The sequence below is a fragment of the Paenibacillus sp. FSL R5-0345 genome, assembly GCF_000758585.1.
Taxonomy (GTDB): domain Bacteria; phylum Bacillota; class Bacilli; order Paenibacillales; family Paenibacillaceae; genus Paenibacillus_AQ.
This window is the reverse complement of sequence record NZ_CP009281.1, coordinates 4,344,340-4,370,449: the sequence shown is the minus strand read 5'-3', so window position 1 is coordinate 4,370,449 and position 26,110 is coordinate 4,344,340. Positions and strand designations below refer to the sequence as shown.

Here is a 26,110-nt window from a genome sequence, read left to right as displayed (position 1 = left end):
GGAGGATAACGTGTTAAGAACAGTGTATAAGAAATGGTGGTTATGGGTGTTGGTTATAGCGGTTATTGCATTAGGAAGCACTGGAATCGGAATGCTTGTCAAGCGAGCGGGGGTTTCAACATATACTTCAAAAGAGTATAAGGTCTCTTTGAAGTATCCTTCCGATTGGGTAAAGAATCCAGAATATGATGAAAAATATCAGGGGGAAAACGGATTCTTTCAATTATCCGCTTTTTCTGGTGAGAGGTTATCCATTGATGATGTAGCAAACATGGATGCATTTCATCAACTGAAGCCTTATGGCTCCGATCCACAAATCATTGAGATGAAAATGCAGGGGCAGAAAGAAAAGAAAATAGAGGCGCGTTTGATTGTGCCTTCTGCTGATCAGGTAGAGGAATGGAACCATCAGGCCGCTATTATCATGAAATATCCAGAAGCTGTGAATATAGGAGATGTCTTGTATAATTATTTTATTTTATGGGCGGATATAAAGCATGTGGAGGATATAGGTCAGACTGTACGATTTAATGGGAAACCGTAAAGCATTTGCGTACGAAGAAAGTCCAGTGGCTTATCTGCTGGGATCTCTAAGAAATATTCCAACTGCCATTTTTGTGTCTTTTGAGCCTGACGACTTGTGGGAGTATCCCATGGCGGGTACACACGTATTGCTCTTTTTCCACCTTCGCCTTTATTAGATAATATATCTTGGTTAGCTAGGGCTGCTTTTGGAAATAAAAATTGACCAAAGTGATTTTCCTTGCGTGTACTTATAACGAAGAGATCGGCAGGATCAGATATGTCATAAGGTTGAATCGGCCCATCTCCAGTTCTCTCCCATAACGTCACAAACTGCCCGATCTTTGTAGGTGTGATTTTTGCAACACGGAATCTAATGGATAGCGCGTTTAAATTAAACATATACGCACCATATTCAGCATTGTGTGTTTCATGAATGAGATCAGAGCAATCAAGATTGCAAGGGTTATATACAAGTTCCTGGGTAGCAAGTAGATCACTATGAATAATATCTGAAGAGCTTTGTTTCTTAAGTCTCATCTGTTCAAATCTCCCGGTTGAGTCCCATTGAAACTCCTAATGCTCACTATCTTAATGCAAGAATAGCGAGTTCACAAGCGTGAACAGGGCAGATGTTCCGGAGTCGTTTATTTTTGAAGTATACTCAGATAATTGTAGAGGTATTGCAGAGAGTGAGTTTTTTTAATATAAAGAGCGCTGTTTAAATGATCTATGGGGGAGTTATAGGCTTTGGATATAAAGAATAAACAAGTTGAACAACGGTATTGTCCATTATGTAAAGAATTAAATTATTGTGGTGCTGACAGTGGTGGTTGTTGGTGTTTTCATACGGAAATTCCTGCAGAACTACTAGAACAGGTACCTTTAGAACTGAGAGGCAAAGCCTGTATTTGTCAAAGATGCGTAGAGGCGTTTAAAAAACATCAACCGGAAATTTAACTAACTCAAGACGAAAACAGTAATTATATTGTGTATACTTAAATAGTAATATAAAAAACATATGGGGGACACAGATGAGAAAGCCTATAATTGCAGTTGATATGGATGACACGATATGCCATCTAGTCAAACGAGCTATATACCATAACAACAATGATTTCCCCACTCATGTACTGAAGTACGAGGAGATGCTTGATTGGAATACGGACCATTTACGTCATCCAGATTGTACACAAGAGGTATTCTATGGACGGCCTGGTTTATATGAGGAGCTTGAATTGTTCGACGAACATGTTGTAGGTGAAATGCAGAAGCTTCACAACGCTTATGATGTTATTATCGTTACGGCGGCCCAGCCCCAGGCAGTTGTTGAAAAATGGAACTGGCTGCAGAAGCATATGCCGTTTATTCCCCTAGAAAATTTCTTCCCTTGTAAGCGAAAGAATCTTATTAATTATGATCTTCTGATTGATGATGGGGTTCACAATTTGGTTCCTGCATTGCAGGACGGAAGGAAAGTACTTTGTATTCCACATCCATGGAATTTGAGAGCTCGTGAACAATACGGATTTCCGTTATTGACCTCATGGGAAGGTGCAAAAGAGAAGATTGATGAAATATTGGGAAATCAAGAGAATCGTTGAGCTGTGGAGAGTTGTTCACTTAGAACAATTCTCTTTTTTTATGTTGTTATTCAAGAAAAGCAGTATTGACACGATAAATTAATTGTATATAATTGGAATAGACCGACGGTCGGTCTACGAAGAGGAGGACTCGAAATATATGAGGATTTCAAAAGAACCGGAAGAACGCAGAAATGAAATATTAGATATAGCAGAAATGCTTTTTTTTACTAAAGGCTATGCGAGAACTACAGTGAACAATATCTTGCAGGAGATCGGGATTGCCAAAGGTACGTTCTATTATTATTTCAAGTCGAAGGAGGAGGTTATGGATGCGGTGGTCATGCGATTCATCGATGCTGGAGTGGACGCTGCCAAGATCATTGCTGCTGATTCAAATCTCTCCGTACATGAAAAGCTGCTTCAAATCATAATGGCGCAGAAGCCTGATTCGGAGAGAAAAGGTCAGATGATTGAACAGTTTCATCAAGCTGAGAATGCACTAATCCATCAGAAAAGCTTGGCTGAAACTATTTTGAAGCTAACGCCTGTATTAACAGAGGTGATTGAGCAGGGAATCGAGGAAAACTTGTTCCACTGTCCCTATCCTAAAGAAACGATGGAATTTCTGTTGGTCGCCTCACAATTTCTGTTTGACGAAGGGATATTCAAATGGGAACCGGAAGAGATCATTCTTAAAATTCAGAGCTTTATTTATATTATGGAGACTACATTAGGCGCTGAAAAAGGAAGCTTTTCTTACGTAACGCAAATGTTTGAGTAAGGTTCGAACAAGGAGGATGAATGTGACGCAGGGGAGAGATCGTCAATGCTGCTACAAATTGTGAAAAAAGATTTTCAAAGGAATAAAATCATAACGATCGTCTTATTTATTTTTATGATGTTATCGGCTTTGCTTGCTGCCTGTGCTTCTCAAGTCATTATGGAATTGTCCGGTTCTTTAAGTAATTTTCTGGATAAATCAAAAGCTCCCCATTTTGTTCAAATGCATGCTGGTCCAATAGATAACGCAGTTATTCAACAATTCGCCTCTACAAATCCACCTGTTAAGAATCAACAGACAGTAGAAATGCTAAGGATAGATGGCTCGAAGATTGTCTTGGGTAACAGCAATAAGTCGGAAGAGAACAGCGTAATGGATATAGGTTTTGTTAAGCAGAACCCATCATTTGATTTGCTGCTGAATTTAGAGAATCAAGTGATTAGGGTATCTGAAGGAGAAATCGCAGTTCCTATTTATTATAAAAAGCAGAATGATCTGAACATTGGTGATCAGGTTATCCTTTCCAATGGACAGTTAGATCAAAAATTTATTGTTACGGATTTTGTCCGTGACATTCAAATGAATCCAGCAATTGTTAGCTCTAAGCGCTTTGTCGTAAATGACACGGATTATAATGCACTTAAGAAGAATCATGGAGAAGTTGAATATCTAATTGAATTTCAAATCACCGATTTAAGTAGACTTGGCGAGTTCCGGAATACCTATCAATCCTCAGATATGCCCAGTAAAGGACCAATGATAGACTATCCTTTGTTTAAGACGCTGAATGCTCTGACAGATGGGATTATTGCAGTTGTCATTATTTTAGTAAGCATCCTTCTTATGATGATTGCCACCCTGTGTTTAAGGTTTACGATGATCGCGACCTTAGAGGAGGATTACAGAGAGATTGGCGTCATGAAAGCAATAGGAATCTCGCAGCGAGATATTAGGAAGATCTATTTGGCAAAATATATGGTGATGGCAGCATGCGCCTCACTGCTAGGATATTTATTATCTTTGGGTGTGGTGCGATTGTTTACAGCGAATATCACCTTGTACTTGGGGACTGCTCCGAAAACGATCCTTCAGCCTATTGTTCCCGTCTTAGCGGTCGGTTTGATCTTCGGGATGATTGTGTTCTTTTGCAGAGTTATTCTTAGAAGGTTTAATCGTATAACAGTAGTAGAAGCTTTAAGGTCAGCGACTGTGGGAGAGATGAGAGGCAATACACGTAGATTGGATCTGAGTAAGCGCAAGCATCTAAATGTGAATCTTTTTCTTGGCCTAAAGGATGTTTATGGACGTTTCACCATGTTCGGATTGCTATTCTTCGTATTTGTGATCTGTTTGTTTATCATTCTTGTACCAGTAAATATATTGAATACCCTTCAGTCTCCTCGGTTTATTTCTTTTATGGGTGTAGGGCAGAGTGACATGAGAATAGATTTGCAGCCATCTGATCAAATAGAGAAGCGATTTAATGAACTGATAACGACGCTAAATACGGACTCCGAAATAGCTAAATTCTCACCATTAATTACTTCTCGATTTAAAGTGCTAGGCAGCGATGGCGTATGGGAGAACATCAATGTTGAAACAGGAGATTTCTCTATTTTTCCGCTCACCTATGTTAACGGAGGAACCCCTGAAAGTGGAGATGAGATTGCTCTTTCTGATCTGAATGCCAAGGAATGGAACAAAACGGTAGGGGATAGCGTTATTCTGGAGGTGGATGGCGCTTCGAAAAAATTGACGGTTAGCGGGATCTACCAAGATATAACGAACGGTGGTCGAACTGCAAAAGCCCGATTACCTTATAACCCGAAGTCCGTGCTATGGTATATCGTAGCTTTAGATGTGAATCCGAATGTTTCCGTTCAGGAGAAAATGGATCAATATGCAAAGTTATTTTATCCAGCCAAAGTTACTCATCTAGAAAGCTATTTATCTCAGACGCTTGGGAATACGATTCGCCAATTAAAGCTGGTCACTGGCTTATCCATAGCCATCTCGATATCAATTTCAGTATTGATTACAGCTTTATTTCTAAAAATGCTGCTAGCGAAGGACGCCTCACAAATTGCGATTTTGAGAAGCGTTGGCTTTACGTTGGAAGATATTCGAAAGCAATATCAGGTAAGGCTACTATTGGTTTCAGGTCTTGGGATCATTCTTGGAACCTTTGCAGCTAATACCATCGGTCAAAAATTCGTTCAATTACTCGGATCTTTTATGGGAGCATCCAAAATACAGTTTGTAGTTAATCCGGTTGTAGCTTATCTTGTACTCCCTCTTTTTTTCATGCTCATTGTAGCACTCACAACCGTAGTAAGCACGATATCGATGAAGAAATCCAATTTATCTAAACTGATTGTCGAATGAGGGTGAGGTGGTAGTATGTTCATATTAGAGACGAAGGGTTTAAATAAAACTTTTGTAACCGGGCAAGGAACCCCGCAAACGGTATTAAAAGATGTTCATCTACAGGTATCGAAGGGAGAATTCGTAGCTATAATGGGGCCTTCTGGCTCAGGAAAATCAACATTGCTCTATACGATCAGCGGTATGGATCGGATGACTTCAGGAAGTGTTGTTTTTAAAGGGCAGGACATCAGTGGTCTTTCTGAGCGTGAATTAGCTGAACTGCGTTTAAATCAAATGGGATTTATTTTTCAGCAGATGCATCTTTTAAAAAACCTGACTATTCGCGACAATATCATCTTATCCGCTTATCGAGCTAAAATTGTTAGTCGTAGAACCATCAATAACAGAGCCGCTGAGTTAATGAGAAAAACCGGGATCTCCGCACTCGCTGAGCGTGATATTACACAAGTGTCGGGTGGACAACTGCAAAGAGCGGCGATCTGCAGGTCAATCATCAATGAGCCTGATATTCTATTTGGTGATGAGCCGACAGGTGCACTGAACTCTAAAGCTGCTAGTGAAATTATGGAGATATTAATAGATATTAATCAGACAGGTACAACGATTCTACTGGCTACGCATGATGCGAAAGTCGCTGCTCAGGCAGAGCGTGTCCTATATATGCTGGATGGCAGTATAGCTTCTGAGCACAGGCTTGGAAAATTTAATCGATTAAATGGTGACTTAAAAGAACGGGAAGAGAAGCTGGCTGCCTGGTTGTTTAAATTAGGATTCTGATTGTTCTAGGATCATACCTATAATGCTTTTCATACACTATCCAAAAAGGAGTTATGCTCTTTATGGATAGAAATCCTAAACTAAGCAACGTGACCCAAGCTTATCTGAATGAATTCTGCAAGATACTCCAAACCATGATTAGAAGGATGACAAGTGTCCCCCTCTTATGTAGCATTTCCAATACCTTTATTCGGCAGATGATTCCACATCATCTAGCAGCCATTGAGATGTCTCGGAATATTCTTAGGTACACGACAAATCTGGAGCTGCAGAGCATCGCTACAAATATCATTTCAGCACAAACTAAAAGTATCTCCAATATGCAAGCTATTCAGTGTAAATGCAGAATGCTGACAAATACAGATTTCGAACGATCTCAGTATATGAAGAGGTTCGAGAAAATAGCGCAAACTATGTTCGCGGAAATGGGATCTGCAGCTGTAACCAACGGAGTGAATGCTAATATAGCCTTATCCATTTAAGCGATTGCTTACCCCGGATCTCCGGATCAAAGCAATTGCTTCTTTAGTTTACGGCTCAGAGTTATAGAGATATACTTTATATGTTTTACTCTATCAGGAAAGGAATACATAACATGGGAGATCTGAATTATAACTTAAATTTTGAAATGCTATGTGCAAAATACAAGTTAGGTAATCTGAAAAATGAACCTGAACAGGTAACAGGCGGCCTTCTTCACAGAATGTATCGTCTACAAACGGACAAAGCGCTTTATGCAGTGAAAGCTCTAAACCCTCAAATTATGCAGCGAGATACTGCTATGTACAACTATACTCTTTCTGAAAAAGTTGCGAATATGGCTTATCAAAATGGAATAAATGCGGTACCGGCGATTGTAACCAATGATTGTTTTATGCATGAAATTGAGGGTCAATTCTATTTATTGTTTCCATGGGTCGAAGGTAAAGCTTTGTCATCAGGAGAAATTGATATGGAGTGCTGCAAAGTGATTGGCGAACTCATTGCAAAACTTCATAAGATCGATTTCTCTACACTTCTTGATCATCATCCTAATGTGAATCTTGAGCCAGTAAATACATCCACCGTTCTTTGGAATAAGTATGCTCTACAAGCAAAACAGGAGGGTGTGGAATGGTCTGCCTTGCTATTAGATCACTTGAGCCAAATAAATCATTGGGAACAACTAGTAGATTCTTCAGCGGAACAATTATCGAATCATATGATAATCAGCCATAGAGATTTAGATCAAAAAAATGTACTATGGGATGAGCATCGCGTACCCATTATTATTGACTGGGAAGCAGCAGGGCCTATCCATCCAACACAAGAGTTAATTGATGTAGCTCTTTATTGGTCAGGTTTTGAATCGGGAAGTGTAAGCAAAGATGCCTTCTGCACACTTATTAGTACCTACCTGGGTCATGGTGGCGGGATTTATGCTAACTGGTCCGATGTTCTCAACTATGGTTTTCATGGGAAGCTAGAATGGTTAGCTTATAATATCAGACGATCACTTGGAATAGAGAGTACGGATGATACGGAGCGAGAACTTGGAACCCTTGAAGTAACCAGAAGTATATTAGGGTTAAAGGACTACGCTGATTTTATTCCAGAGTGTATTGAATGGTGTAATCAAGTCTACTAAAGGAGAACTTATATATGAATGTAGTAAACGCTACCATGGAAGATATAAAAGGGTGGCTGGAGCTGGCGGCAGAGGTGGAGTCTCTTTTTGGACCCATGGTAGATGATCCGAATTTCACGCTAGCCTTAGAGAAAAATATCAGTCGACAAAGTGCTTTTTGCATACGAGAGAATAGTGGTTCATCAGGTTCTCGATTACTGGGTGGAGTGTTATTTTCTTTGTCCAACGCCCCGAATTATAAGATTGGTTGGTTGTCAGTTTCAAAGCAAGCAAGAAATAGAGGAGTAGCGACAGCCCTACTTAACCATATTCTACAAAGTGTTGAAGCTCCCTCAGAGATATTGGTTACTACTTTTGGAGAGGATCATCCAGAAGGTCAACCTGCTAGAAGATTTTATCAGAAGTTTGGTTTCGTTCCTATGCAGAATAGAGTTCCAAATGGCCCCGAAGGCGGTTCAAGACAAAATTTCAAGCTGACGATCGCTCACGAGGATTCATTATGAAGAAAATAATGTATTTATCGACGATTTCATTTTTCTTGTTAGCGATTTCTTTTAGCCCGTTGTTCAACTATATCCGTGAGTATATAATTTCAGATCAGATCCAACAGCGTTATAAGATAGACCATGCTGAAAAAGGGTATAACACTTTAAACGTTCAAGAACTAGTGGTTGACGATAAGCATATTAAAATTGAAGAAGAAAATACAGGCAGGATTGCAGAATTGACGCTCTGGGATAAAGAGGAGAATGTCCCGCCTGGTGATATTGTCAAAGTGCAGTTTCTATTAAATGATCAAAAAATCTCAACCCCTGATGAAATATGGCTGTCTAATCGGGAAAGAGGAAGCAGATATTTCTCATGGATAGATATCCTTACTGTAAAGGATCGAAAGACTGGCGAAAAAGAAATCAATATAGTCCAAAGGCTTACAGATGATAGTCAGCCGATGGAAAAGCAAAAATGGAAAATAATCACGATTTCGCATGATGGCAGCATAGAAGAAAAATCACTGAGTTATGCTCAAAGAAGTGATAATCCTCTAGGTGTCAAGCTTATCGAATTTTCGGGTACTGCACTAATGGGTATGGGTTACTATTCAGATATTGCTAAAAGTTATCCAAGTGTAATTTTTCCTCTGATTTATCCATTTTTAACAGGTGTGTTGGGAATTTTCTTATTGATCATTACAGTTGTTCAATTACTGATTGAGCTTCAACATAGGCGCGTAATAAGGAAAAATGGGCGCTAATGTTCATAAGAGGTTGTGAATTTACCTGTAATCACGAATCACCTTTAACTTAGTCAACGTCGATAAAGCAAACAGTAGTAGCAATACACCGATGGAACCCATGACAGGGGCTGGACTGAAATGATCAGACAAGGCTGAGACGGCTGTAAGGCCAATAGAGGGCGCTACACTCATAATGGAGCCAAGTACACCGAAAACTCTGCCTTGTATGTCCTCCGAAACTTCCAGTCTGAGAATGGTATTGATCAGCAATGTACAGAATGAGAACATGAAGCCAATCAGTAGAATGATGGGAATGGCTAACGCAGCGGTAGTGACGAACGATAACAGGAGGTACATGGGACCCAGACATAACAGTCCAGTCATAATGAGGAAGCCTCGATTCTTTAATTTGGAGCCGAGAAACAAGATCATGCTCGAGCCAATCATATAACCTAGTGGAATACAGGCTTCCATCAGACCAAACTGAAAGGGGCTAGAATTCCATACTTTGACGGCCATGACTTGCGTTAGCATCAGGGAAGGCATAAAGAACAAAGTGAGCGTGGGGAGCATGATGATAATTGCTCGTGCGAAGGGGTATTTCCAAATATAACGAACGCCATCCGCAAGATCCTGCGTGAATTTTCTTTCTTCCTTAGGTCCGTTATTCACTCGGTTTGGCAGTGGAAGGGAGCGGACAGCAAGAACCAGTAGAAAGGAAACAAAAAATGTAGCTCCATCAAATAGGATGGCATCGGCCGCACCAAAACTTGCTACAAAAATACCTCCAGCTGAAAACCCAATCGTTCGACAGATGTTCTCCGACAAGTTCAGAATCCCGACTGCTTTTTGAACATGCTCCTTGCCAACAACAGTGGTGATAGAAGCTTGATAAGCAGGGGATTGGAATAATGCAGAGACAGTTGTAAGTCCCGTCAATATGGCCACGATAACGAATGATGTTGAAGACATAGATATAGCTAAAGCAAGCGTAACTACTAAACCACAGCTTATCAGATCTGTGACCAACATAATGGTTCTGCGGTTGATCCTGTCTGCCAGTGTACCTCCTATCGATCCGAGGAATGAACTGAGCAATAAATTGATGATCGTAATAATAGCTATCATTTTAGCGCTACCGGTTGTCTGAAGCACCCATAAACTTAAAGCAATGCTGTGAAAGGTATTTCCAAACAGGGAAATGGAATAAGAACTGAGTAGTAGCATAAATCTCCGGTTTCCCCAAAGGGTAGGATGGGATTGAACGGCGGTGGATGCATGTTTTGCTAAAGCGGGATCTGTCATTGGTTACTCTCCTCTCTACTTAAGCGCTTAAGTCAATATCCAAAAAAAATTAATCCACAAAATAACGATTATTCTCTTGTGCGGGGTAGTCAGAGCGATCTAATAACTCTTGCATCAGTTCAAAAGCGGTGGCTGCCTTATCCCCTGTGAATACAAATTTCTGCACATTTTCACCAAGCATTTCTGGGCAATTACAGGTACAAAGAACAGAAAGACGTGAGAATACCCCGGATTTTTCAACATAACTCCCAATAAACTCATTAATAACGATGGCTTCTTTGAAGATCCCCTTGGATAAAATTGTATTCAATTCCTCCAGATTTTGAACTTTGAATATAGCTTTTTCAGATAAAGGAAGACTGTCTTGAATAAAGCGAGTGAGGAGGGAGTTATTGAAGCTCTCCATAATTAAACACACCTCTGAAGGATCCTCCGGCATTACCTTTTGTAGCGCTAAACGATAATTGAAAAGAACTTGCTTAAACAGCTTATCTTCAACCATACTATCGATCAAAATCAAGGGAACACCTTCTACAAAATGCTTGGAAATCGAGTAGAAGGATTCATCTTGGACATCGATCAGAAAGACGGCTTCGAGTTTTCTTTCGACGATGATATCGAGTGAAGGGTGATCAGTACCAAGAGAGTATAAAAGTGTATGATATCCGGCATCTGTTAATCGCTGTTCCAAAGCACGAATAAATGTGAATTGCGCGTAGAGCTTCCAAGGAGGTAACTGGGTAGAATTATTGACAAGCACGCCTATCAATCCCGTTTTTTTATTGGCAAGTGAACGGGCTGCTAGATTAGGAATGTAATGAAGTTCTTCCGCGAGGAGTAGAATTTGATTACGGGTTTTCTCAGGAATGGTTTGGTTATCGACGCGGTTCAGAACATAGCTCACAGTTGCAACGGAGACATTAGCTCGTAGCGCGATGTCCTTCATTGTAGTCTTTTTCACCAGTAAACGACTCCCTTTTTGTATGATATTTCTAAAGATTAACATTCCGATTCCAAAGCGTCAATCCCTGGAAGGAGACGAGACTAAAGTATCAAATTTCTCTATATTGAAATAATTGGGAAATTATTGTAGGATTGGCTTAACCGATTAAGCTTATCGGTTTTTTGTCCATCAGAATCTAATAGGGGAGGCGGTTGCGAATGGAGAATGTAGTGTTATATCCCTTTAACAAGATCACTCAAGGGATATTCAGATTCAGAGATTTGACGGATTTTAATGTGACGGCAGTGGTTGATTTTGTCCTTCATAAGGGTTGCGATGTAGGAGAGTTAATCGAAGGCGCAGCTGCGGGTATCCCAATCACGGACAATATCGAAGAAGCGTTTCGGTCAGCGAATACGCTGATCCTCAATGACCCGGGAACCTCGTTTGGTAACAACGAAGGCGTATACGGAGAATTTAATCTTAAAGAGCTTTGGAGAGTGCTAGTACTCGCGGCGCATGAGCATAACATACGAATAATTAGTGTCCACGAGATTTTAGATCAAAACACACTTCAATGGTTGGAAGAGAACCAAATTACAATCGATATTGATGAGCAAATCCCAGATCGATTGGTGAGTAGAATGGTTGATGAGTATGCATTTCCATCTCCTACTGATGAAATAACTACCTATTTAAATTATTTTGAATTGGATACCAAAATCAAAACTTATAATCAAAGGATTTGCAAGGTGGGCATATTTGCGACACGTGGATGTCTAGGTAAATTTACGGCACAAATGTCTTTGTTTAGAGAGCTCAAGAAAGCAGGAGAGAAGGTAAGGACGATTATCACCGAGCCTACCGCATCTCTGTTTAATCAGCCAGGCGGAGATATTATGAAGTTCATCGCTCGTAGACCTCTAAATCAATACCCGTACTATATTAATGCTGCTGTTCGGGATGCGGAGAATGACGGCTGTGATTTTATTATTTTGTCAGGGCAAGGTTCTTTGCTTCCGAATGAGAATTTCATTATTGCTGCTACAAAAATTTCTTATTTGCGGGCTTTCAGTCCTGATTTGACAGTGCTCATAGCTGGGTACGACGATGATGAGCAAATCAGAGATAGTCTTGATATTCTAAGAATTTATGGAAATGGAAGCCGCTCTTTTGCAATCCTTATTCCAGATAAATATGAGGTTGATTTTGGACAATACGAATTCAAAACACCTGAAGAAATGGAGCGGCGAAAACAAGAAATCCGAAGTCGTTTTGACGTAGACCATGTGGAATGCGTACTGGATATCGGCAAATTAACCAGTGAACTGATTAAGCATAGGAAATCCATCAGTCAATAAACTGCGGGGGGCTGTGAATATGAAGAAGGTAGCTCTTTATCCATTCAATAAAATTACACAGGGTCTTATCCGTTTTCGCGATCTGCTGGATGTAGAAATTGTTTCAGTCATTGACTTCGTTTTTCAGGCAGGCTGTGATGCCGGTGAACTTGTTGATGGGACTCTATCAGATATCTTTATTTATGCTTCCCAAGAAGAGGGTCTAGCGGGTGTAGATACGTTAATCTTAAATGATCCAGGTACCTCCTTCGGTGGAAATAAGGGCATTTTTGACGAAAATGATTTGTCTGGATTGTGGCGGAAATTAGTAACCTATGCAGTTTTGAGAGGTATACGTGTTATCAGCGTTCATGATATCTATGATCAGGATACATTGAGCTGGATGAAAGAGAATCAGATTAAGATCGAGGTAATCCACGGATCTCGTGGCAACCTTTTTAAAGACATGGACGCACGTTATGGTACGGAAGGTTCTAACACGGAACGATACCTAAAGCAATTTGAGAATGAAGCCCTCATGTTCTCTATCCCCAAAAAAATTAAAAGAATCGGAATCTTCGCCACTCGAGGCTGCATCGGCAAGTTTACCTTACAAATGAAGCTATTCAAAGAATTCAAAAAGAATGACATTCCAGTAACGGCGTTCATCACTGAACCTACAGGCTTTCTGTTTGGTCAACCGGAAGGCGATATCTTCAAATTTCTGGAACAACGGCCGTTGGAACAATATCCTTATTATATTGATACAGTTGTTGACCATTCTGAACGTAACGGCAATGAATGGATTATCATGGCCGGGCAAAGCTCCATACTTCCTACCTCTAATATTGCATTCAATTCACTCCGCTTTGCTATGTTAAAGTCTTTTAATCCGGATCATGTGTTATTAATCGTTGGATTTAATGATGATGAGCAAATTCGTGATGCTATAGAAATATTGCGAATCTATTCCAAGCGTCCAATCTCGCTGCTGTTACCTGATAAAATAGAGTCCTCCTATGGACAGTACGAAACTTATCCCTATGAGCGGCGGATAGCCCGTAAAGTAGAGTTACAACAAAAGTTTCTAATTCATGTAGACCTAATCGAAGAAGCAGCAGATGTGATGAACTTGTTATTGGAAGCAGAGAATGCCTCCTCTATTGCCGGTAGAGGAAAGTGATATGTTAAATCCCGGACACTCTGTTTATCAGATTATTACGGATCGTTTCTTTGAAGGTGATCCCGGAATTCGCCCCTCAGCAGAACTGTTTAGCTCAGATCAATCCAATCTCCGAAAGTACTTAGGTGGGGACTGGGAAGGGATAATTCGCAAAATTAAGGACGGTTATATTACGGAAATGGGGTTCAAGGCGATCCTGATTTCTCAGCCAGTAGAGAATGTCCATACTTGTATGGGGGATGAAGGAGGTACGACATCGTATCACGGTTATTGGCCTCGAGACTTCCTAAAGGCGAATGCTTACTTTGGATTACTGGATAAATTCAAGGAGCTGCTAGACGTCGCTCATGAGAAGGGGCTAAAGGTGATTATTGATTTCACACCTAATCATACTTCTCCGGCGCTGGAGCTTAATCCCGGTTATATGGAGAACGGTGCTTTGTACCGCAGAGGTCAGTTTATCGCATCTTACTCGGGAGATATGGAGAGGGTCTTTCTCCATAATGGCGGAACGGATTTTTTGGATGCAGAAGACTCTCTCTACCGTAATTTGTATGATCTAGCTGGATTGGATCAAATGAATCCGCAAGTGGATGCTATTTTACGTGAAGGTATTGGATTCTGGCTGGAGTATGGGGTTGACGGAGTACGAATTGATGCGGCTAAACATATTCCGCCAGGCTGGCTGAAATCATTTTCAGGATGTATTCATGCCTACAAGCCAGCATTTGTATTCGGCGAGTGGTTTCTGCATGCCCATGAAAGCCCGAGTGATAATGCCGCCTTAGCCAATGATAGCGGAATAAGCCTGCTTCATTTTATGTTCAGCCATACTTTACGGAGTATTTTTCATGGGGGAGGTGGATTTGAACAGTTCATCGATATGTTAAGCGGATCTGCCAATAGCTACGAACATTTATATGATCAACTTATATTTTTGGATAATCATGATATGACTCGTTTTACTGTTCATGAGAATCCCTCACTTACGGATCTAGCGTTGTCTTTGCTTCTCACTTCAATTGGAATTCCCTTGGTATACTATGGAACCGAACAGTATATGTGCGGTGGGGATGATCCAAATAATCGCGCTATGATGAGTGCATTCAACAGAGAAACTTCAGCGTATCGAATACTGTCTCAGCTTAATCGTTTAAGAGAACGGAACTTCGCCATTGCTTACGGGGGAATAAAGGTACTTTACATGACTAATAGAGTGCTGGTGTTTGAACGGAGCTATAAGCGAGATGTGGCTTTAATCATGCTGAATGTAGAAGAATCTACACATGAGATCCCTGAGATGGTGACTTCACTACCAAAAGGGGAGTACTCCAGCTTGTTGGAACAAGTATTTGCAGGCAATGATATCTGTATTAATAGTGGAGGAAGATTGTCTTATAAGGTACTGGCGCCACAATCTGCTTATGTGTACGCATATGAATCTGAGCAAGAAGAGCCAGTAGCCGTACATTATTATCCTAAAGCAGGCGTACCAGGCAATGAGATTATTATTCATGGAAGACATCTGGGCGATAGAGGAAGTTTATTTGTTGGCGGTCAGTGTGCAAACGTTATTTCTTGGAAAGCTGATGAGATTGTTGCACGTATTCCGTATTTGTCGGCAGGTAGCCACAAGATTATGGGGACAACGGGTCAAGAAAGTGAATTTCTGTTGCCCGGCCGTTTAACAGTCTGGACAGCTCCATTAGTAACAGTGCGCTTCGTAGTAACGAATGCGTTCACAGATTATGCTTCGCAGATATATGTGTCAGGAAATGTGTATGAGCTTGGAGAGTGGGAGATAGATCGCGCGAGGGGTCCGTTTTATAACCATATCGTATACCGCTATCCTTCCTGGTACTGTGATATCAGCTTGCCGGCAGACTGTACTGTGGAATTTATACTTTTTAAGAAAAATAAATCCGGATCGGTGGACAGGGAAAAGGGATTGCCACATAAGTTTACGACCCCGCGAGAAGGTGTATCTGAAATTACGGTAGAATGGCAGAGTTAATGTAAATGTTCGACTGGAGGTATCTAATCTGTATTAGGAGATGCCAAGTATGGAAGAAAGATTGCAGTATGATGGGGAACGATTGACATTTCAGACAGCTCTGGACGAAGGCATGAGAAATCTTATTTCTAGGCATTTTAATGCATCATGGTATGAATTACAGCAGGCGGTTCGTTTAACTACACTTTCAGTAGATAATAAATTCTCACGTTTTCTCTTTCCGGTGAAACAGTCTCTTGGAGAAACAATAGAAATGCGACTCCCCCGTGTGGAAAACCGTTATTTTTATGCCGATTTAGGGATTATTAAAAAAGCGCAAACGTTTGTATCCATTTCGAGATCTAAAGTTTTGCATGTTCTGGAGGATGGTGAAACGCATTATTCGGATTGGCTCTCCTTTCAAAGAGATCATGCCTCTCCTCCGTTGTTGGAACAGAACACATGGTGGGAATATTTTACGGGTTATTCTCTATCTAAAAACTGAGAGATTGGGAGGAAGCATGTATGCCAAAACCCGTGTCCGTCTTAATTTTGTCATGGGAATATCCCCCTCTGATTATTGGAGGGATCGCACCACATGTTTATGAATTGTCCAGGCACTTGAAGGATGAGTGGACAGAGATTCATGTAGTGACCAATTCCGCGCCCCAAAGTCCTATTTTCGAGACGGAAAAAGGTGTGTTCATACATCGGGTGAATTCGTACGAGAACCTGACTGATTTTGAAGATTGGGTCCTCCAATTTAATCTGGCGATTGTGGATTATGTGAAGACCCAGCTTCTTGGTAATGTCAGATTTGACTTCATTCATGCGCATGATTGGCTGGTAGGGTATGCAGCTATTCTTTTACGACATCAGCTTAACCTACCATTAGTTACGACGATTCATGCCACGGAATATGGTAGGAATCAAGGGTTATTCACGCCACAGCAGCAGGGTATCCATTCTATTGAGAATGAACTCGTATCTCTTTCAGACAAGGTTATTGTTTGCAGTTCCTATATGAAGCACGAGGTTTGCAATGTGCATGCGATTGATGAACAGAAAATGGAAGTGATTCCTAATGGCATTGACCTTAGCTCGCTGCAACTTAAGGAGCCTCACACTTTTCAAAGAGAACTTTATGCACAGGCAGAAGAAAGGATTGTGCTGTTTATTGGAAGATTAGTGAAAGAAAAGGGGGTTCAGGTGCTCTTAGAAAGTGCCCGAGAGGTCCTCTTAGTGATTCCAGATTGTAAATTTATCATTGCTGGGCGTGGTCCAATGTTATCCGAGCTGGAAAGTATAGCTTCCGATATTAACTCCCAGGTGCTCTTTACTGGATTCATCAAGAATCAGGAGAAGAATTTCTTGCTTGAAATTGCGGACTTGTGTGTGTTTCCGAGTTTATATGAGCCTTTTGGTATTGTGGCAATTGAAGCGATGGGGAGTGGAACACCTATAGTTGTTTCTGACGTTGGAGGTTTAGCGGAGATTGTAGAGGATGGACGAACTGGGCTGACTAGCGTGCCAGGGGACTCATATATACTTGCCGAAAATATCCTGCGGATTCTTCAAGATTATTCCCTGGCCAGCCGTATTGCTGAAGCCGGCAGAACGGAAACTGAGTTGCACTATGACTGGAGAAGCATAGCTTTGCGGACAAAGGAAGTCTATTCCAAGCTCAGCGGCGTTAAACTGTGACGGGGATATTTCCAAGACAATGGATTCAGTGAGGAACTTTAAGGTCGAATTTTCCAAACTCTATAGAAAAGAGGGCACCGTTATGACGTCTTTTAACACCTTGAAGGAAGAGATTCTTGATCATAATCTCTGCACATCCTGTGGTTTATGTGCCGCCGTATGTCCTAAGGGTCTTCTATCGATGAGTAGTGACTCGGTTCCTCTGCCTATATTTCAAGGTATCGAGGAGCTAGCCATGGATAGCTGCGGAAGCTGTACGCTTTGTACCGAGGTCTGTCCGGGTTATGATACCGGCGTTATGGAATCTGAGCTCCGAATCTTTGGTCGTAACCGCTCCGAGTCGGAACGCTGGACAGGTGTATATATTTCTACTCATCAGTTATCGGCAGCAGATCCGGATATTCTCGGAAGAGCAGCAGCAGGGGGAGCGGGCACTATTTTGGCTATCACGGCCCTGGAAGAGAAAGTCGCGGATGCGGTTATCGTTGTAGGTAGAGATGAAGAAAAGCCTTGGGTTCCGAAGGCGTTTATTGCAGATTCAGTGGATAAAATTATCGAATGTGCGCAAACGAGTTATTGCATCACCCCCAATCTTCACTTGTTGAATGATTCCCGGTATGAGCGAATTGGAATTATCGGTGTTCCCTGTCAAATTCAAGGCATTAATAAATTACTCAACTTACCAAAGGACACACCTACCTCTTTCCTGGCTAGTAAGGTAGCCTTTACGATTGAACTGGGTTGCGCTTCGAATACATCTTTGGCTGGAACCGAACATCTGATTGCTGGAATTCTGGGAGTTCAGCTAGAGGATGTTCTCTTTATGCGCTACCGAGAAGGAGAATATCCGGGACAGTTTGTGGTCAGAACACGGGATGGCAAAGAACATTCGCTGCCGTTTTACAGGTTGGTAGAAGAGTTCAAGAAATTCAAGACATTCCGCTGCTTATCCTGCCCCGATTGGTGGTCTGGAATAGCTGATATTTCCATTTCAGATGGGGACCCGAATATTTTTGATTCCAGCAAAACTGGAGTGTCAGTAAAAGCCTCCTCTACGGTGATGGTAAGAACTGCGATGGGGGCAAAGCTGATTGAACTAGCGAGGCGCAGGAATGCGATCGAGTTGGTTGATTACACATTCGATAACAACCTTGGCTTAGAGCGCAAGCGCCAGCGTTACCGTAGCTACGCTGCGCAAGGTGACCGAAAAATCCCGCTCGCTCCTGGAAGAGATATGAAATATTCGCAAATACTCTCGGATGACGAGGTGATTAGGAATGGAATTGGTACGGAACAAAACCGAACTGCCAACAAAATTTGACTTGAGGGTAAGCGCGAAGTTGGACGAGCATTCATTCAAATATGCATCGGTTCCCGGGGATAAATCTATTTCTCAGAGGGCAATTATGATGAACGCCATTGCCGAAGGGAAGGGGGTTATTCATAATGTACTGCGATCTCGTGACATTGAGAGTTGTATCGCTATTTTGCGCCAATTAGGTGTAACGTTTGCATGGAATGGTAATGCATTAACTGTCTATGGATTGGGGCTACAATCATTAAGAATTCCAGATGCCAGACTTGAAATCGGGAATACTGCTACATCTGCGAGACTTATCATGTCTGTTCTGGCCGGTCATCCATTTGCAGTCGAGCTAGCCGGCAATCGACTTCTATCTACTAGGCCTATGGATTGGGTGGCACAACCGCTGATAGAAATGGGAGCGTCGATCACCTATCTCGAAAGCGAAGGCTACCTTCCGCTTGTGATTAACGGTAGGTTCCCATTGAGCCCTATCAATATCGAGGCTACAGTAGCTAGCGCACAGGAGAAATCAGCCTTTCTATTTGCGGGTCTCTATGCAGATGGAACAAGTAGCTATCGACAAATGTGCCAGAGTCGCGATCACACGGAACGATTGATGAATTATTTTGGAATTGACATTGAAATCCAGAATAACGTTACCTCTATCCGAGGTGGTTATAACTTTGCAGCGAAAGATGTGATTGTTCCAGGCGATTTGTCTTCCGCTGCATTTTTGCTAGCAGCTTTTACGATTCGTAGTATGGATCGTAAAAAGGAACTTTGGATCAGAGATGTAGGTGTGAATCCAACTCGGTTTGGATTCGTCAGCGTGCTACGAGAGATGGGGTTGGATCTGAAGCTACATCGGGAAAGGCAGCTAATATCGGGTGAGCCAATAGCGGATCTTTACTGCACTACAGGAAAAACGCTAACTTCCGTACATGTGGAAGGCAACGAAAAAGTACAGAGTCTGATCGATGAGGTTCCATTGTTAGCTGTAGTATCAGCATTCGCTGAGGGGACTACCGTCATTAGGAACTGTAGGGAGCTGAAGGATAAGGATACAAACCGATTGGAGACAACTGCCAAGCTATTAGCGGCGTTTGGACTCGAGACTTCTTATGACGAAGATGAACTTATTATCTTTGGTGGTCGTAGTCCTTCGCCTGCAGTCGTGGATAGTTATGGTGATCACCGAATTGCTATGACTGCCGCCGTTCTAGCTAGTAGTATGGAAAAGCCTTCTATTATTCGGAATTGTGGTTGTATCGCTGTTTCTTATCCTGAGTTTCTGAATGATCTGTCTCAATTTGCTGAGATTGAAATTTTGCAGTGACGAGATTTAAGACAACGTATTTAAGGTGGAGCTACCAAGCTAGAGCGGAGCGCTGTGTGTGCTCTAGCTTTTTTTATTTCATTTAACTAGTTGATAAACTGTTAACTTTTCTATGAACATACTCTTCCTTGTGATGATTTTTATATTTTGGGTAAATAGATTTAAGAACCTAAATAAGTCAGCGAGAAGAGGTGTTCTCATGAAAACAAATTTTAATCCAGACGAGACAGAACAATGAAATCGCTTTATATACTGACACAAATTTGTGAAACCATTCACTTAATTATTAAGAATTTTAATATATAATTAATTTATAATCAAAATTAGGGGGAATCGAAATGAAACTATTTAAAATGATTTTGGTGGCCGGGGTTTCGGTAGCGGTATTGGCTGGTTGTGGAGCAAACGAGGATAAAGCAACTAACTCGGCGGCAACTTCAGCTCCGGCTGCTGAGCAGACAGATGCAGTCACTACTGCCTCGATTGTTAATCAAGCAGATGCATTTACTAAAGCTGTAAGCAAAGATGGAAACTGGATTGTAGCTATTCTAAATGATGTAACGATTCCTGAAGAGGTTGTTGTAGCTGGAGAATTCCATGATAAAGGAGCCGCTGATGGCGACATCTATCGTAAGATTGCCCTCTACTCACAAGACGCTGATCATAAGATCACTGCAAGTTATACACTTACCGTACCTAAGTTTACTGTACAAAGTGAAAATTTGAAAATTGAAGGCGGAACGATTAAAGGCGATGTTTATGTAGAAGCGAAAGGTTTTACTCTGCCTGAAACCGCAACAATTGACGGTAACCTATACTTCACAAGCGAGGATCTGAAAGCATCTGCAAAGATTGACGGAAAAGTGACTGGAACAACAGAAGTTAAATAATTTTGTAATCATCTCATACGTAGAAGCCAACCCATAGACTATGGGTTGGTTTTTTCTTATTGAGGTGATGAGATGTATCCCGGTTTAGACGGTTGTGGATAATGATTATGTGATCTTTGGTTGATTTTCTTAATATTGATCTTATAATATTACTACCACTACTAGGAGGAACACATATGTCTAAGGAATATTCACGTACGTATATTGAGAGTGTAAAGCTTGAAATGTTAAATAGATTGGGATTGAAGCAAGTGTTCTTTAAGGAGCAAATAGGTGACGCTTTGATTTTTGAAGCGGTGGGATTTGATAAAGGAAGCAAGCATCGTTTTTGTGTTAGACCGAAGACGAAAACGATTGACGAATTCATTTCAGGAAAATGGATGAAGGTCCGTAGCTTTGTAATCAAAAGCGTAGAGATGTAATTTTGAACTCTAAAATGGTAGTTCCGTTTATATCGGAGTTACCTTTTTTTGCAGTTACCTAATACTGTGAACGTTTCGTGGGGCTTTTTTTCAAAGATAATGTGAAGTATCGCCGTAGAGATCAATGGTAGTATGATGGTCAGTTAGCGTTACTTTACATAAGGCTGTGGAGAGAATATCCGGCATTTCCCCTAACTCTTGCAATGATTTATTGAGAAAATGAGCCATTATAACTTTTAACGTTATCCGATGAGTGACAATAAGCACCTCAAGTCCTTCGTTATCGTTAATGATACGCTCTATAGTCGGCGTTACTCTTTGTTCAAGCTGACTGTAGGTTTCACCTGAAGCTAGAGGGAGATATAGATCAGGTCTTGTGAAAAAATGAGAGTATTGTAAAGGATAATCTTGTTCAATCTGATCCGTGTTCATTCCTTCCCAAATGCCCATGTTAATTTCCATTAAAGAAGCATCCTGTTGAATGGATAAACTCCGCTTTCCCCGTAAAATCTGCGCAGTATGCAATGCTCTTGGGCTAGTACTAGAATAAATTGCACTTAAATTTTCGCCTTCCAAACGATCTCTCAACCATTCAGCCTGTTGCTCACCTAACGCTGTAAGTGCCGAATTTTGATGCCCCTGCATCCGTTGTTGCAAATTCCATTCGGTTTGTCCATGCCGGGTTAAGAATAATACTGTCTCCTTCATTAACGAAACCTCCCTTATGAATAGTTGTAAGTATAGGATAAAAAAATATAAATAAACAATATATAATAGTTAGCATCCATAATGTATGGTTATAGTAAGAAACGAAGCTTCTTGAATAATGATTTTATTTTATATGGTTAGGAAGATATCACGATGAACTTTCATGTATTAAAATTGTTTTACTACGTGGCGATAACAGGCAGTGTGACCAAAGCTTCTGAACGTTTACATATCAGTCAACCCGCTATATCTGCGCAGATCCGTAAGTTTGAACGGGAGAATCAAATTTTATTATTAGAGGTCAAAGGAAAGAGGATGGTACTTACACCGATTGGAAAAAGACTGATCGATCCCCTTGAGAAGTTATTTGCCATGGGTGAACAAGTACAGCAGATCATTGAGAATCATCACAAATTTCCTGAGGGTCAAATTCGGATCGCAGGTAATTATCTGGCTACAAGTATCCTCATTCCGAGGTGGGCGTCATTATTCAAACAATCTTTTCCGGAAGTAAAAATTCAAATCACTACTACTAATTCTCAGGAAGTGATGGAACAATTAAAAAGCTTTGAAGCGGACGTGGCGATTTACAGTGATATGGAGTTCCCTTCGCATCATACAGACATATTTGAATATCGGGAGTTATACAAGGACGAGTATGTGTTCGTGGTCGCTTCTAAGCACCCTTTTGCTAAGCAGCAGGTTAGCTTTGAAGAAGTGATGTCTGAAGCATTTATTATGAGAGAGGAAGGCAGTGCAGCTAGAGAGAGACTTGTTCGAATATGTGAAGAAAAAAAGGTACAACAGCCAAGAGTTGAGCTTCAATTTAATGGAGTGAATGAGGTTATTCAAGCTGTGATTGCCGGGTATGGGGTTAGTTTTGTATCCGCTTTGTTAGCTAAGCCTTATCTTGAACAGGGGACGTTAGCCAAGGTTGATGTGGAAAATGTAGTCTCTAATCATTCGATATGGATGGGCTACAGAAAGAAGGAGCTTAAGGTGAGTTATATTCAGTCATTTATTAAGCTCGTCATGAAGCAAATATCAATAAATATATAATCATTTTTAGGAAATTGAAGATAATCTTATGGTAAACTATGGATGAAAAATGGGGAGGGGTTATGATGGATACAATCGTGTTCAAACAAATTGAATTTGTGCGTAGTGTTACTGTTCGTGCAGTTGAAGAGCTTTCCGAGGAAACGCTAGATATCATTCCAGAAGGTTTCAATAACAACATCAGATGGAACTTGGGACATATTTATTTGGTGCAAGAGAAGTTTGCTTTTCATTCCGCTAGGGAGCTTATGCAATTGCCGGAAAGCTTTGAACGATTATTTGCGAAAGGGACAAAACCTGCAGAGTGGAGCGAGAAGCCACCAACACTTGAAGTGTTAATCGAGATGCTTTCGGAGCAACCCAAACGTATCAGGGAAGCTATGAACAATCGCTTAAGTGAGCAAGTGACCCCTCTTACAACCGGTAGTGGATTAACATTAAATACTATCGGAGAATTCATAAATTTCACGCTTTACCATGAAGGGATGCATTTCAATACTATAAAACTATTAAATCGATTTGCAGATTGAAGTCATTAAATCGGATCAACACTAGTGGGATCAGCAACTTGGGGGGGGATTCAATGGAAGTAGGAAGAATCCTAGGGATTGCTTATAATGTGATTCCTGTAGAAGATTTAGAGAAGTCTGCAGCTTGGTTTGTGAAACATTTTGGCTTTAATATAAGAGATCGGAGAGAAGGCAACTTAAGCTTATTTAGGGATAATAGACCGATCCTATGTTTAACTCAAAGTGATCATGATTCGAGAGCTGTATTCGAGGTAAGGGATAAAAAAAGATGGGTGATCACTTTCTTTACAAATGATATCTCAACCCTTCATCAGTATTTAGTTTCAGAAGATGTGAAAGCCGGAAACATTAGCGATGAAGGAGAATATGGGAAGTTTTTTGTCTTTGAAGATTTGGATGGTAATTTATTTGATGTATGGGAACACCATGATTGTGAGCTGGTTTATTAGCTTTTTTAAGGATATCGATGTCTTGTCGATATCTTTTGTTATATATTGGAACAGAAAAATATTTGTAATGAAAACGGTTTTATGATACTCTAATTTATGTAATACATGTAACCGGTTACACATTGGGGGATGAAATGAATGATGACGATTAAAGATGTTGCAAAAATAGCTGGGGTGTCGGTAGCAACCGTTTCAAGAGTTATAAATGAATCTGGTTATGTTAATATCGATACTCGAAAAAAGGTTGAAGCAGCGATCAAAGAAATGAATTATACCCCTAATGAGGTTGCAAGATCTTTGTACAAACGGAAATCCAAATTAATCGGACTTCTATTACCTGACATTACGAACCCATTCTTCCCGCAATTAGCACGTGGGATAGAAGATCGGATGCAGGAGCATGGTTATCGCATTATCTTTGGGAATAGCGATGAGAACGAAGAAAAGGAATTGGATTATATTCAAACCTTTATCCAAAATAATGTCATTGGCATGATCTCATCCACTAATTTTCCTGAAAAAGATATCTACTCTAACTTGAAAATCCCGGTTGTATTTCTTGACCGTACTTCTAATGACAGTCCCTCCGTATACGCAGATGGCAGAAAGGGCGGACGCCTTGCTGCTCAAGAAATCATTGCACGGGGAAGCACTAAGATTACAGTGATGCAAGGACCGGCACATATTAAACCGGCGCAGGATCGATTTCAAGGTGCGATAGAAGTGCTTGATGAGATGGGAATCACTTATCATGTGATCCAGACATCATCGTTCTCCCACACAGAAGCAGAACAATGGGCTGTAGAGTTATTTGATAAATATATAGATACAGACGGTGTAATTGCCAGTAATGACATCGTAGCGACGGCAGTGATTCATGAAGCACATCGCTTAGGTAAAAGAGTGCCACAGGATCTCCAAATTATTGGATTTGATGATATCCCGCTTAGCAGTCTTTTGTCACCTTCGTTATCCACTATTCGTCAGCCAGCACATGACATGGGCCGAGAAGCGGCGGGTTTACTTATTAAGTTAATTGAGCAAGATAAGGTAGAAGATAAAATCATTCAATTACCCGTCAGCTTTGTGGAGCGGGAAACAACAAGAAGTAAAGCATAGATGACGACATAAGAAAGGTTGATGAACATGGCTAAGATTTGTGTCATTGGAAGCTGTTCAATGGATTTGGTGGTGACTTCATCCAAGCGGCCTCATGCAGGGGAGACTGTTCTAGGTGAGAGCTTCGCTACCGTTCCAGGAGGTAAGGGGGCGAATCAGGCTGTGGCAGCTTCGCGTCTAGGGGCCGAAGTTACGATGGTTGGTTGTGTAGGTGAAGATTTCTATGGTAAGGAGATCATGGATAATCTAAAGAGAAATCGGGTTCTTATCACAAATGTGGAACCGGTTACACATACCGAAAGCGGGACAGCCCACATCATTTTAGCAGAAGGTGATAATAGCATTATCGTTGTAAAGGGAGCAAATGATTTCGTTACTCCTGCTTTAGTTGAGCGAGCGCTTGATGTTATTAAAGGCTCTGATATGGTGCTAATCCAACAAGAAATACCTGAAGAAACAGTATCTTATGTAAGTGAGCTTTGCCATAAATTTAATGTACCTATGCTGCTTAATCCGGCACCTGCTCGTCCTATCAGTGACACGATTATAGAAAAGGCTGCTTATCTAACACCTAACGAACATGAATGTACAATTTTATTCCCTAAGATGAGTACTGCTGATGCCTTACGGAAATATCCCAACAAGCTGTTTATCACAGAGGGAAGCAATGGCGTGCGATTTTATGATGGTGAACAAGAAGTTCTGGTTCCTACTTACAAAGTGAATGCTATAGATACGACTGGAGCTGGAGATACTTTTAATGCGGCATTTGCAGTTGCGTTAGCTGAAGGCAGCTCCATTCTGGATAGTGTAAAGTTTGCCAATCGAGCGGCATCTTTATCCGTTACTAAATTTGGTGCTCAAGGTGGTATGCCAACAAGAGCAGAGGTGGAGGCGAATATGTAGCT

28 protein-coding genes are annotated in these 26,110 nt (G+C 41.0%); 24 read left to right on the top strand and 4 right to left on the bottom strand.

Features of this window, described 5'->3' with window-relative positions:
* Nucleotides 1–10: 10 nt before the first annotated feature.
* On the top strand, nucleotides 11–544 hold the full coding sequence (locus R50345_RS19405; protein WP_052414653.1) for a hypothetical protein: 534 nt from the start codon (nucleotides 11–13) through the stop codon (nucleotides 542–544).
* Here R50345_RS19405 and R50345_RS19400 read toward each other — a convergent pair.
* Nucleotides 514–1,062 carry a MepB family protein gene (locus R50345_RS19400; protein ID WP_042129300.1) on the bottom strand — a complete coding sequence of 183 codons (549 nt, stop codon included), beginning with the start codon at nucleotides 1,060–1,062 and terminating at the stop codon, nucleotides 514–516. The two genes, R50345_RS19405 and R50345_RS19400, sit on opposite strands and share 31 nt — an antisense overlap.
* A 210-nt stretch (nucleotides 1,063–1,272) precedes the next feature.
* On the opposite strand from R50345_RS19400, the gene R50345_RS30895 reads away from it, so the two are divergent.
* The 9 genes from R50345_RS30895 to R50345_RS19360 all read left to right on the top strand — a co-directional run bounded on the left by R50345_RS30895 (nucleotide 1,273) and on the right by R50345_RS19360 (nucleotide 8,933).
* Nucleotides 1,273–1,482 (top strand): cysteine-rich CWC family protein, encoded by a 210-nt coding sequence (locus tag R50345_RS30895; RefSeq protein ID WP_139328600.1) that lies wholly within the window; start codon nucleotides 1,273–1,275, stop codon nucleotides 1,480–1,482.
* A gap of 74 nt (nucleotides 1,483–1,556) precedes the next feature.
* Nucleotides 1,557–2,126, top strand: a complete 570-nt coding sequence (locus R50345_RS19395; protein ID WP_042129298.1) for a 5' nucleotidase, NT5C type — start codon at nucleotides 1,557–1,559, stop codon at nucleotides 2,124–2,126.
* Nucleotides 2,127–2,265: 139 nt separating this feature from the next.
* Nucleotides 2,266–2,889 carry a TetR/AcrR family transcriptional regulator gene (locus R50345_RS19390; RefSeq protein WP_042129296.1) on the top strand — a complete coding sequence of 208 codons (624 nt, stop codon included), beginning with the start codon at nucleotides 2,266–2,268 and terminating at the stop codon, nucleotides 2,887–2,889.
* A 45-nt stretch (nucleotides 2,890–2,934) separates the two neighbouring features.
* Complete coding sequence (locus R50345_RS19385) at nucleotides 2,935–5,274, top strand: FtsX-like permease family protein (RefSeq protein WP_042129294.1); 2,340 nt, start codon at nucleotides 2,935–2,937, stop codon at nucleotides 5,272–5,274.
* 15 nt (nucleotides 5,275–5,289) lie between these two features.
* On the top strand, nucleotides 5,290–6,054 hold the full coding sequence (locus R50345_RS19380; protein WP_042129292.1) for an ABC transporter ATP-binding protein: 765 nt from the start codon (nucleotides 5,290–5,292) through the stop codon (nucleotides 6,052–6,054).
* A gap of 62 nt (nucleotides 6,055–6,116) precedes the next feature.
* Nucleotides 6,117–6,536 (top strand): DUF305 domain-containing protein, encoded by a 420-nt coding sequence (locus tag R50345_RS19375; protein ID WP_052414652.1) that lies wholly within the window; start codon nucleotides 6,117–6,119, stop codon nucleotides 6,534–6,536.
* A gap of 113 nt (nucleotides 6,537–6,649) precedes the next feature.
* The gene (locus tag R50345_RS19370; protein WP_042129290.1) at nucleotides 6,650–7,681 is read left to right on the top strand and encodes an aminoglycoside phosphotransferase family protein; all 1,032 of its coding nucleotides are present in this window, start codon (nucleotides 6,650–6,652) and stop codon (nucleotides 7,679–7,681) included.
* A 14-nt stretch (nucleotides 7,682–7,695) separates the two neighbouring features.
* The gene (locus R50345_RS19365) at nucleotides 7,696–8,184 is read left to right on the top strand and encodes a GNAT family N-acetyltransferase (protein ID WP_042129288.1); all 489 of its coding nucleotides are present in this window, start codon (nucleotides 7,696–7,698) and stop codon (nucleotides 8,182–8,184) included.
* Complete coding sequence (locus R50345_RS19360) at nucleotides 8,181–8,933, top strand: hypothetical protein (RefSeq protein WP_042129286.1); 753 nt, start codon at nucleotides 8,181–8,183, stop codon at nucleotides 8,931–8,933. The genes R50345_RS19365 and R50345_RS19360 overlap by 4 nt, the downstream gene beginning before the upstream one ends.
* Nucleotides 8,934–8,954: 21 nt before the next feature.
* On the opposite strand, the gene R50345_RS19355 is transcribed toward R50345_RS19360, so the two are convergent.
* Together R50345_RS19355 and R50345_RS19350 are read right to left on the bottom strand one after the other, a co-directional pair.
* On the bottom strand, nucleotides 8,955–10,220 hold the full coding sequence (locus R50345_RS19355) for an MFS transporter (RefSeq protein ID WP_042129284.1): 1,266 nt from the start codon (nucleotides 10,218–10,220) through the stop codon (nucleotides 8,955–8,957).
* 49 nt (nucleotides 10,221–10,269) lie between these two features.
* On the bottom strand, nucleotides 10,270–11,181 hold the full coding sequence (locus R50345_RS19350) for a LacI family DNA-binding transcriptional regulator (protein ID WP_042129282.1): 912 nt from the start codon (nucleotides 11,179–11,181) through the stop codon (nucleotides 10,270–10,272).
* A 200-nt stretch (nucleotides 11,182–11,381) separates the two neighbouring features.
* On the opposite strand from R50345_RS19350, the gene R50345_RS19345 reads away from it, so the two are divergent.
* The 9 genes from R50345_RS19345 (at nucleotide 11,382) to R50345_RS19305 (ending at nucleotide 21,337) form a co-directional block, all read left to right on the top strand.
* Nucleotides 11,382–12,524, top strand: coding sequence for a DUF1611 domain-containing protein (locus R50345_RS19345; RefSeq protein ID WP_042129280.1), 1,143 nt, complete (start codon nucleotides 11,382–11,384; stop codon nucleotides 12,522–12,524).
* A 19-nt stretch (nucleotides 12,525–12,543) separates the two neighbouring features.
* Nucleotides 12,544–13,686 (top strand): DUF1611 domain-containing protein, encoded by a 1,143-nt coding sequence (locus R50345_RS19340; protein WP_042129277.1) that lies wholly within the window; start codon nucleotides 12,544–12,546, stop codon nucleotides 13,684–13,686.
* Complete coding sequence (locus tag R50345_RS19335) at nucleotides 13,655–15,700, top strand: alpha-amylase family glycosyl hydrolase (protein WP_042129276.1); 2,046 nt, start codon at nucleotides 13,655–13,657, stop codon at nucleotides 15,698–15,700. Before R50345_RS19340 ends, R50345_RS19335 begins: the two co-directional genes overlap by 32 nt.
* 49 nt (nucleotides 15,701–15,749) lie before the next feature.
* The gene (locus tag R50345_RS19330; protein WP_042129274.1) at nucleotides 15,750–16,184 is read left to right on the top strand and encodes a hypothetical protein; all 435 of its coding nucleotides are present in this window, start codon (nucleotides 15,750–15,752) and stop codon (nucleotides 16,182–16,184) included.
* A gap of 20 nt (nucleotides 16,185–16,204) precedes the next feature.
* Nucleotides 16,205–17,383 carry a glycosyltransferase family 4 protein gene (locus R50345_RS19325; protein WP_042129272.1) on the top strand — a complete coding sequence of 393 codons (1,179 nt, stop codon included), beginning with the start codon at nucleotides 16,205–16,207 and terminating at the stop codon, nucleotides 17,381–17,383.
* A gap of 82 nt (nucleotides 17,384–17,465) precedes the next feature.
* Nucleotides 17,466–18,704: a Coenzyme F420 hydrogenase/dehydrogenase, beta subunit C-terminal domain gene (locus tag R50345_RS19320; protein ID WP_042129270.1), complete on the top strand. Its 1,239-nt coding sequence runs from the start codon at nucleotides 17,466–17,468 to the stop codon at nucleotides 18,702–18,704.
* Nucleotides 18,661–20,025 carry a 3-phosphoshikimate 1-carboxyvinyltransferase gene (aroA, locus tag R50345_RS19315; protein WP_081954133.1) on the top strand — a complete coding sequence of 455 codons (1,365 nt, stop codon included), beginning with the start codon at nucleotides 18,661–18,663 and terminating at the stop codon, nucleotides 20,023–20,025. Before R50345_RS19320 ends, aroA begins: the two co-directional genes overlap by 44 nt.
* Nucleotides 20,026–20,363: 338 nt before the next feature.
* Nucleotides 20,364–20,915: a polymer-forming cytoskeletal protein gene (locus R50345_RS19310; protein ID WP_042129267.1), complete on the top strand. Its 552-nt coding sequence runs from the start codon at nucleotides 20,364–20,366 to the stop codon at nucleotides 20,913–20,915.
* Between the two features lie 176 nt (nucleotides 20,916–21,091).
* Nucleotides 21,092–21,337, top strand: coding sequence for a hypothetical protein (locus R50345_RS19305; protein WP_042129265.1), 246 nt, complete (start codon nucleotides 21,092–21,094; stop codon nucleotides 21,335–21,337).
* Nucleotides 21,338–21,427: 90 nt separating this feature from the next.
* On the opposite strand, the gene R50345_RS19300 is transcribed toward R50345_RS19305, so the two are convergent.
* The gene (locus tag R50345_RS19300) at nucleotides 21,428–22,045 is read right to left on the bottom strand and encodes a histidine phosphatase family protein (RefSeq protein ID WP_042129263.1); all 618 of its coding nucleotides are present in this window, start codon (nucleotides 22,043–22,045) and stop codon (nucleotides 21,428–21,430) included.
* 153 nt (nucleotides 22,046–22,198) lie between these two features.
* On the opposite strand from R50345_RS19300, the gene R50345_RS19295 reads away from it, so the two are divergent.
* The 5 genes from R50345_RS19295 to rbsK all read left to right on the top strand — a co-directional run bounded on the left by R50345_RS19295 (nucleotide 22,199) and on the right by rbsK (nucleotide 26,108).
* The gene (locus R50345_RS19295) at nucleotides 22,199–23,104 is read left to right on the top strand and encodes a LysR family transcriptional regulator (protein WP_042129261.1); all 906 of its coding nucleotides are present in this window, start codon (nucleotides 22,199–22,201) and stop codon (nucleotides 23,102–23,104) included.
* 65 nt (nucleotides 23,105–23,169) lie between these two features.
* Complete coding sequence (locus R50345_RS19290; RefSeq protein ID WP_042129259.1) at nucleotides 23,170–23,634, top strand: DinB family protein; 465 nt, start codon at nucleotides 23,170–23,172, stop codon at nucleotides 23,632–23,634.
* 53 nt (nucleotides 23,635–23,687) lie between these two features.
* Nucleotides 23,688–24,083: a VOC family protein gene (locus R50345_RS19285; RefSeq protein WP_042129258.1), complete on the top strand. Its 396-nt coding sequence runs from the start codon at nucleotides 23,688–23,690 to the stop codon at nucleotides 24,081–24,083.
* A gap of 138 nt (nucleotides 24,084–24,221) precedes the next feature.
* On the top strand, nucleotides 24,222–25,202 hold the full coding sequence (locus R50345_RS19280; RefSeq protein ID WP_042129257.1) for a LacI family DNA-binding transcriptional regulator: 981 nt from the start codon (nucleotides 24,222–24,224) through the stop codon (nucleotides 25,200–25,202).
* Nucleotides 25,203–25,229: 27 nt separating this feature from the next.
* Entirely contained in the window at nucleotides 25,230–26,108 is an 879-nt protein-coding gene (gene rbsK, locus R50345_RS19275) for a ribokinase (protein ID WP_042129255.1), read from the top strand.
* Nucleotides 26,109–26,110 lie beyond the last annotated feature (2 nt).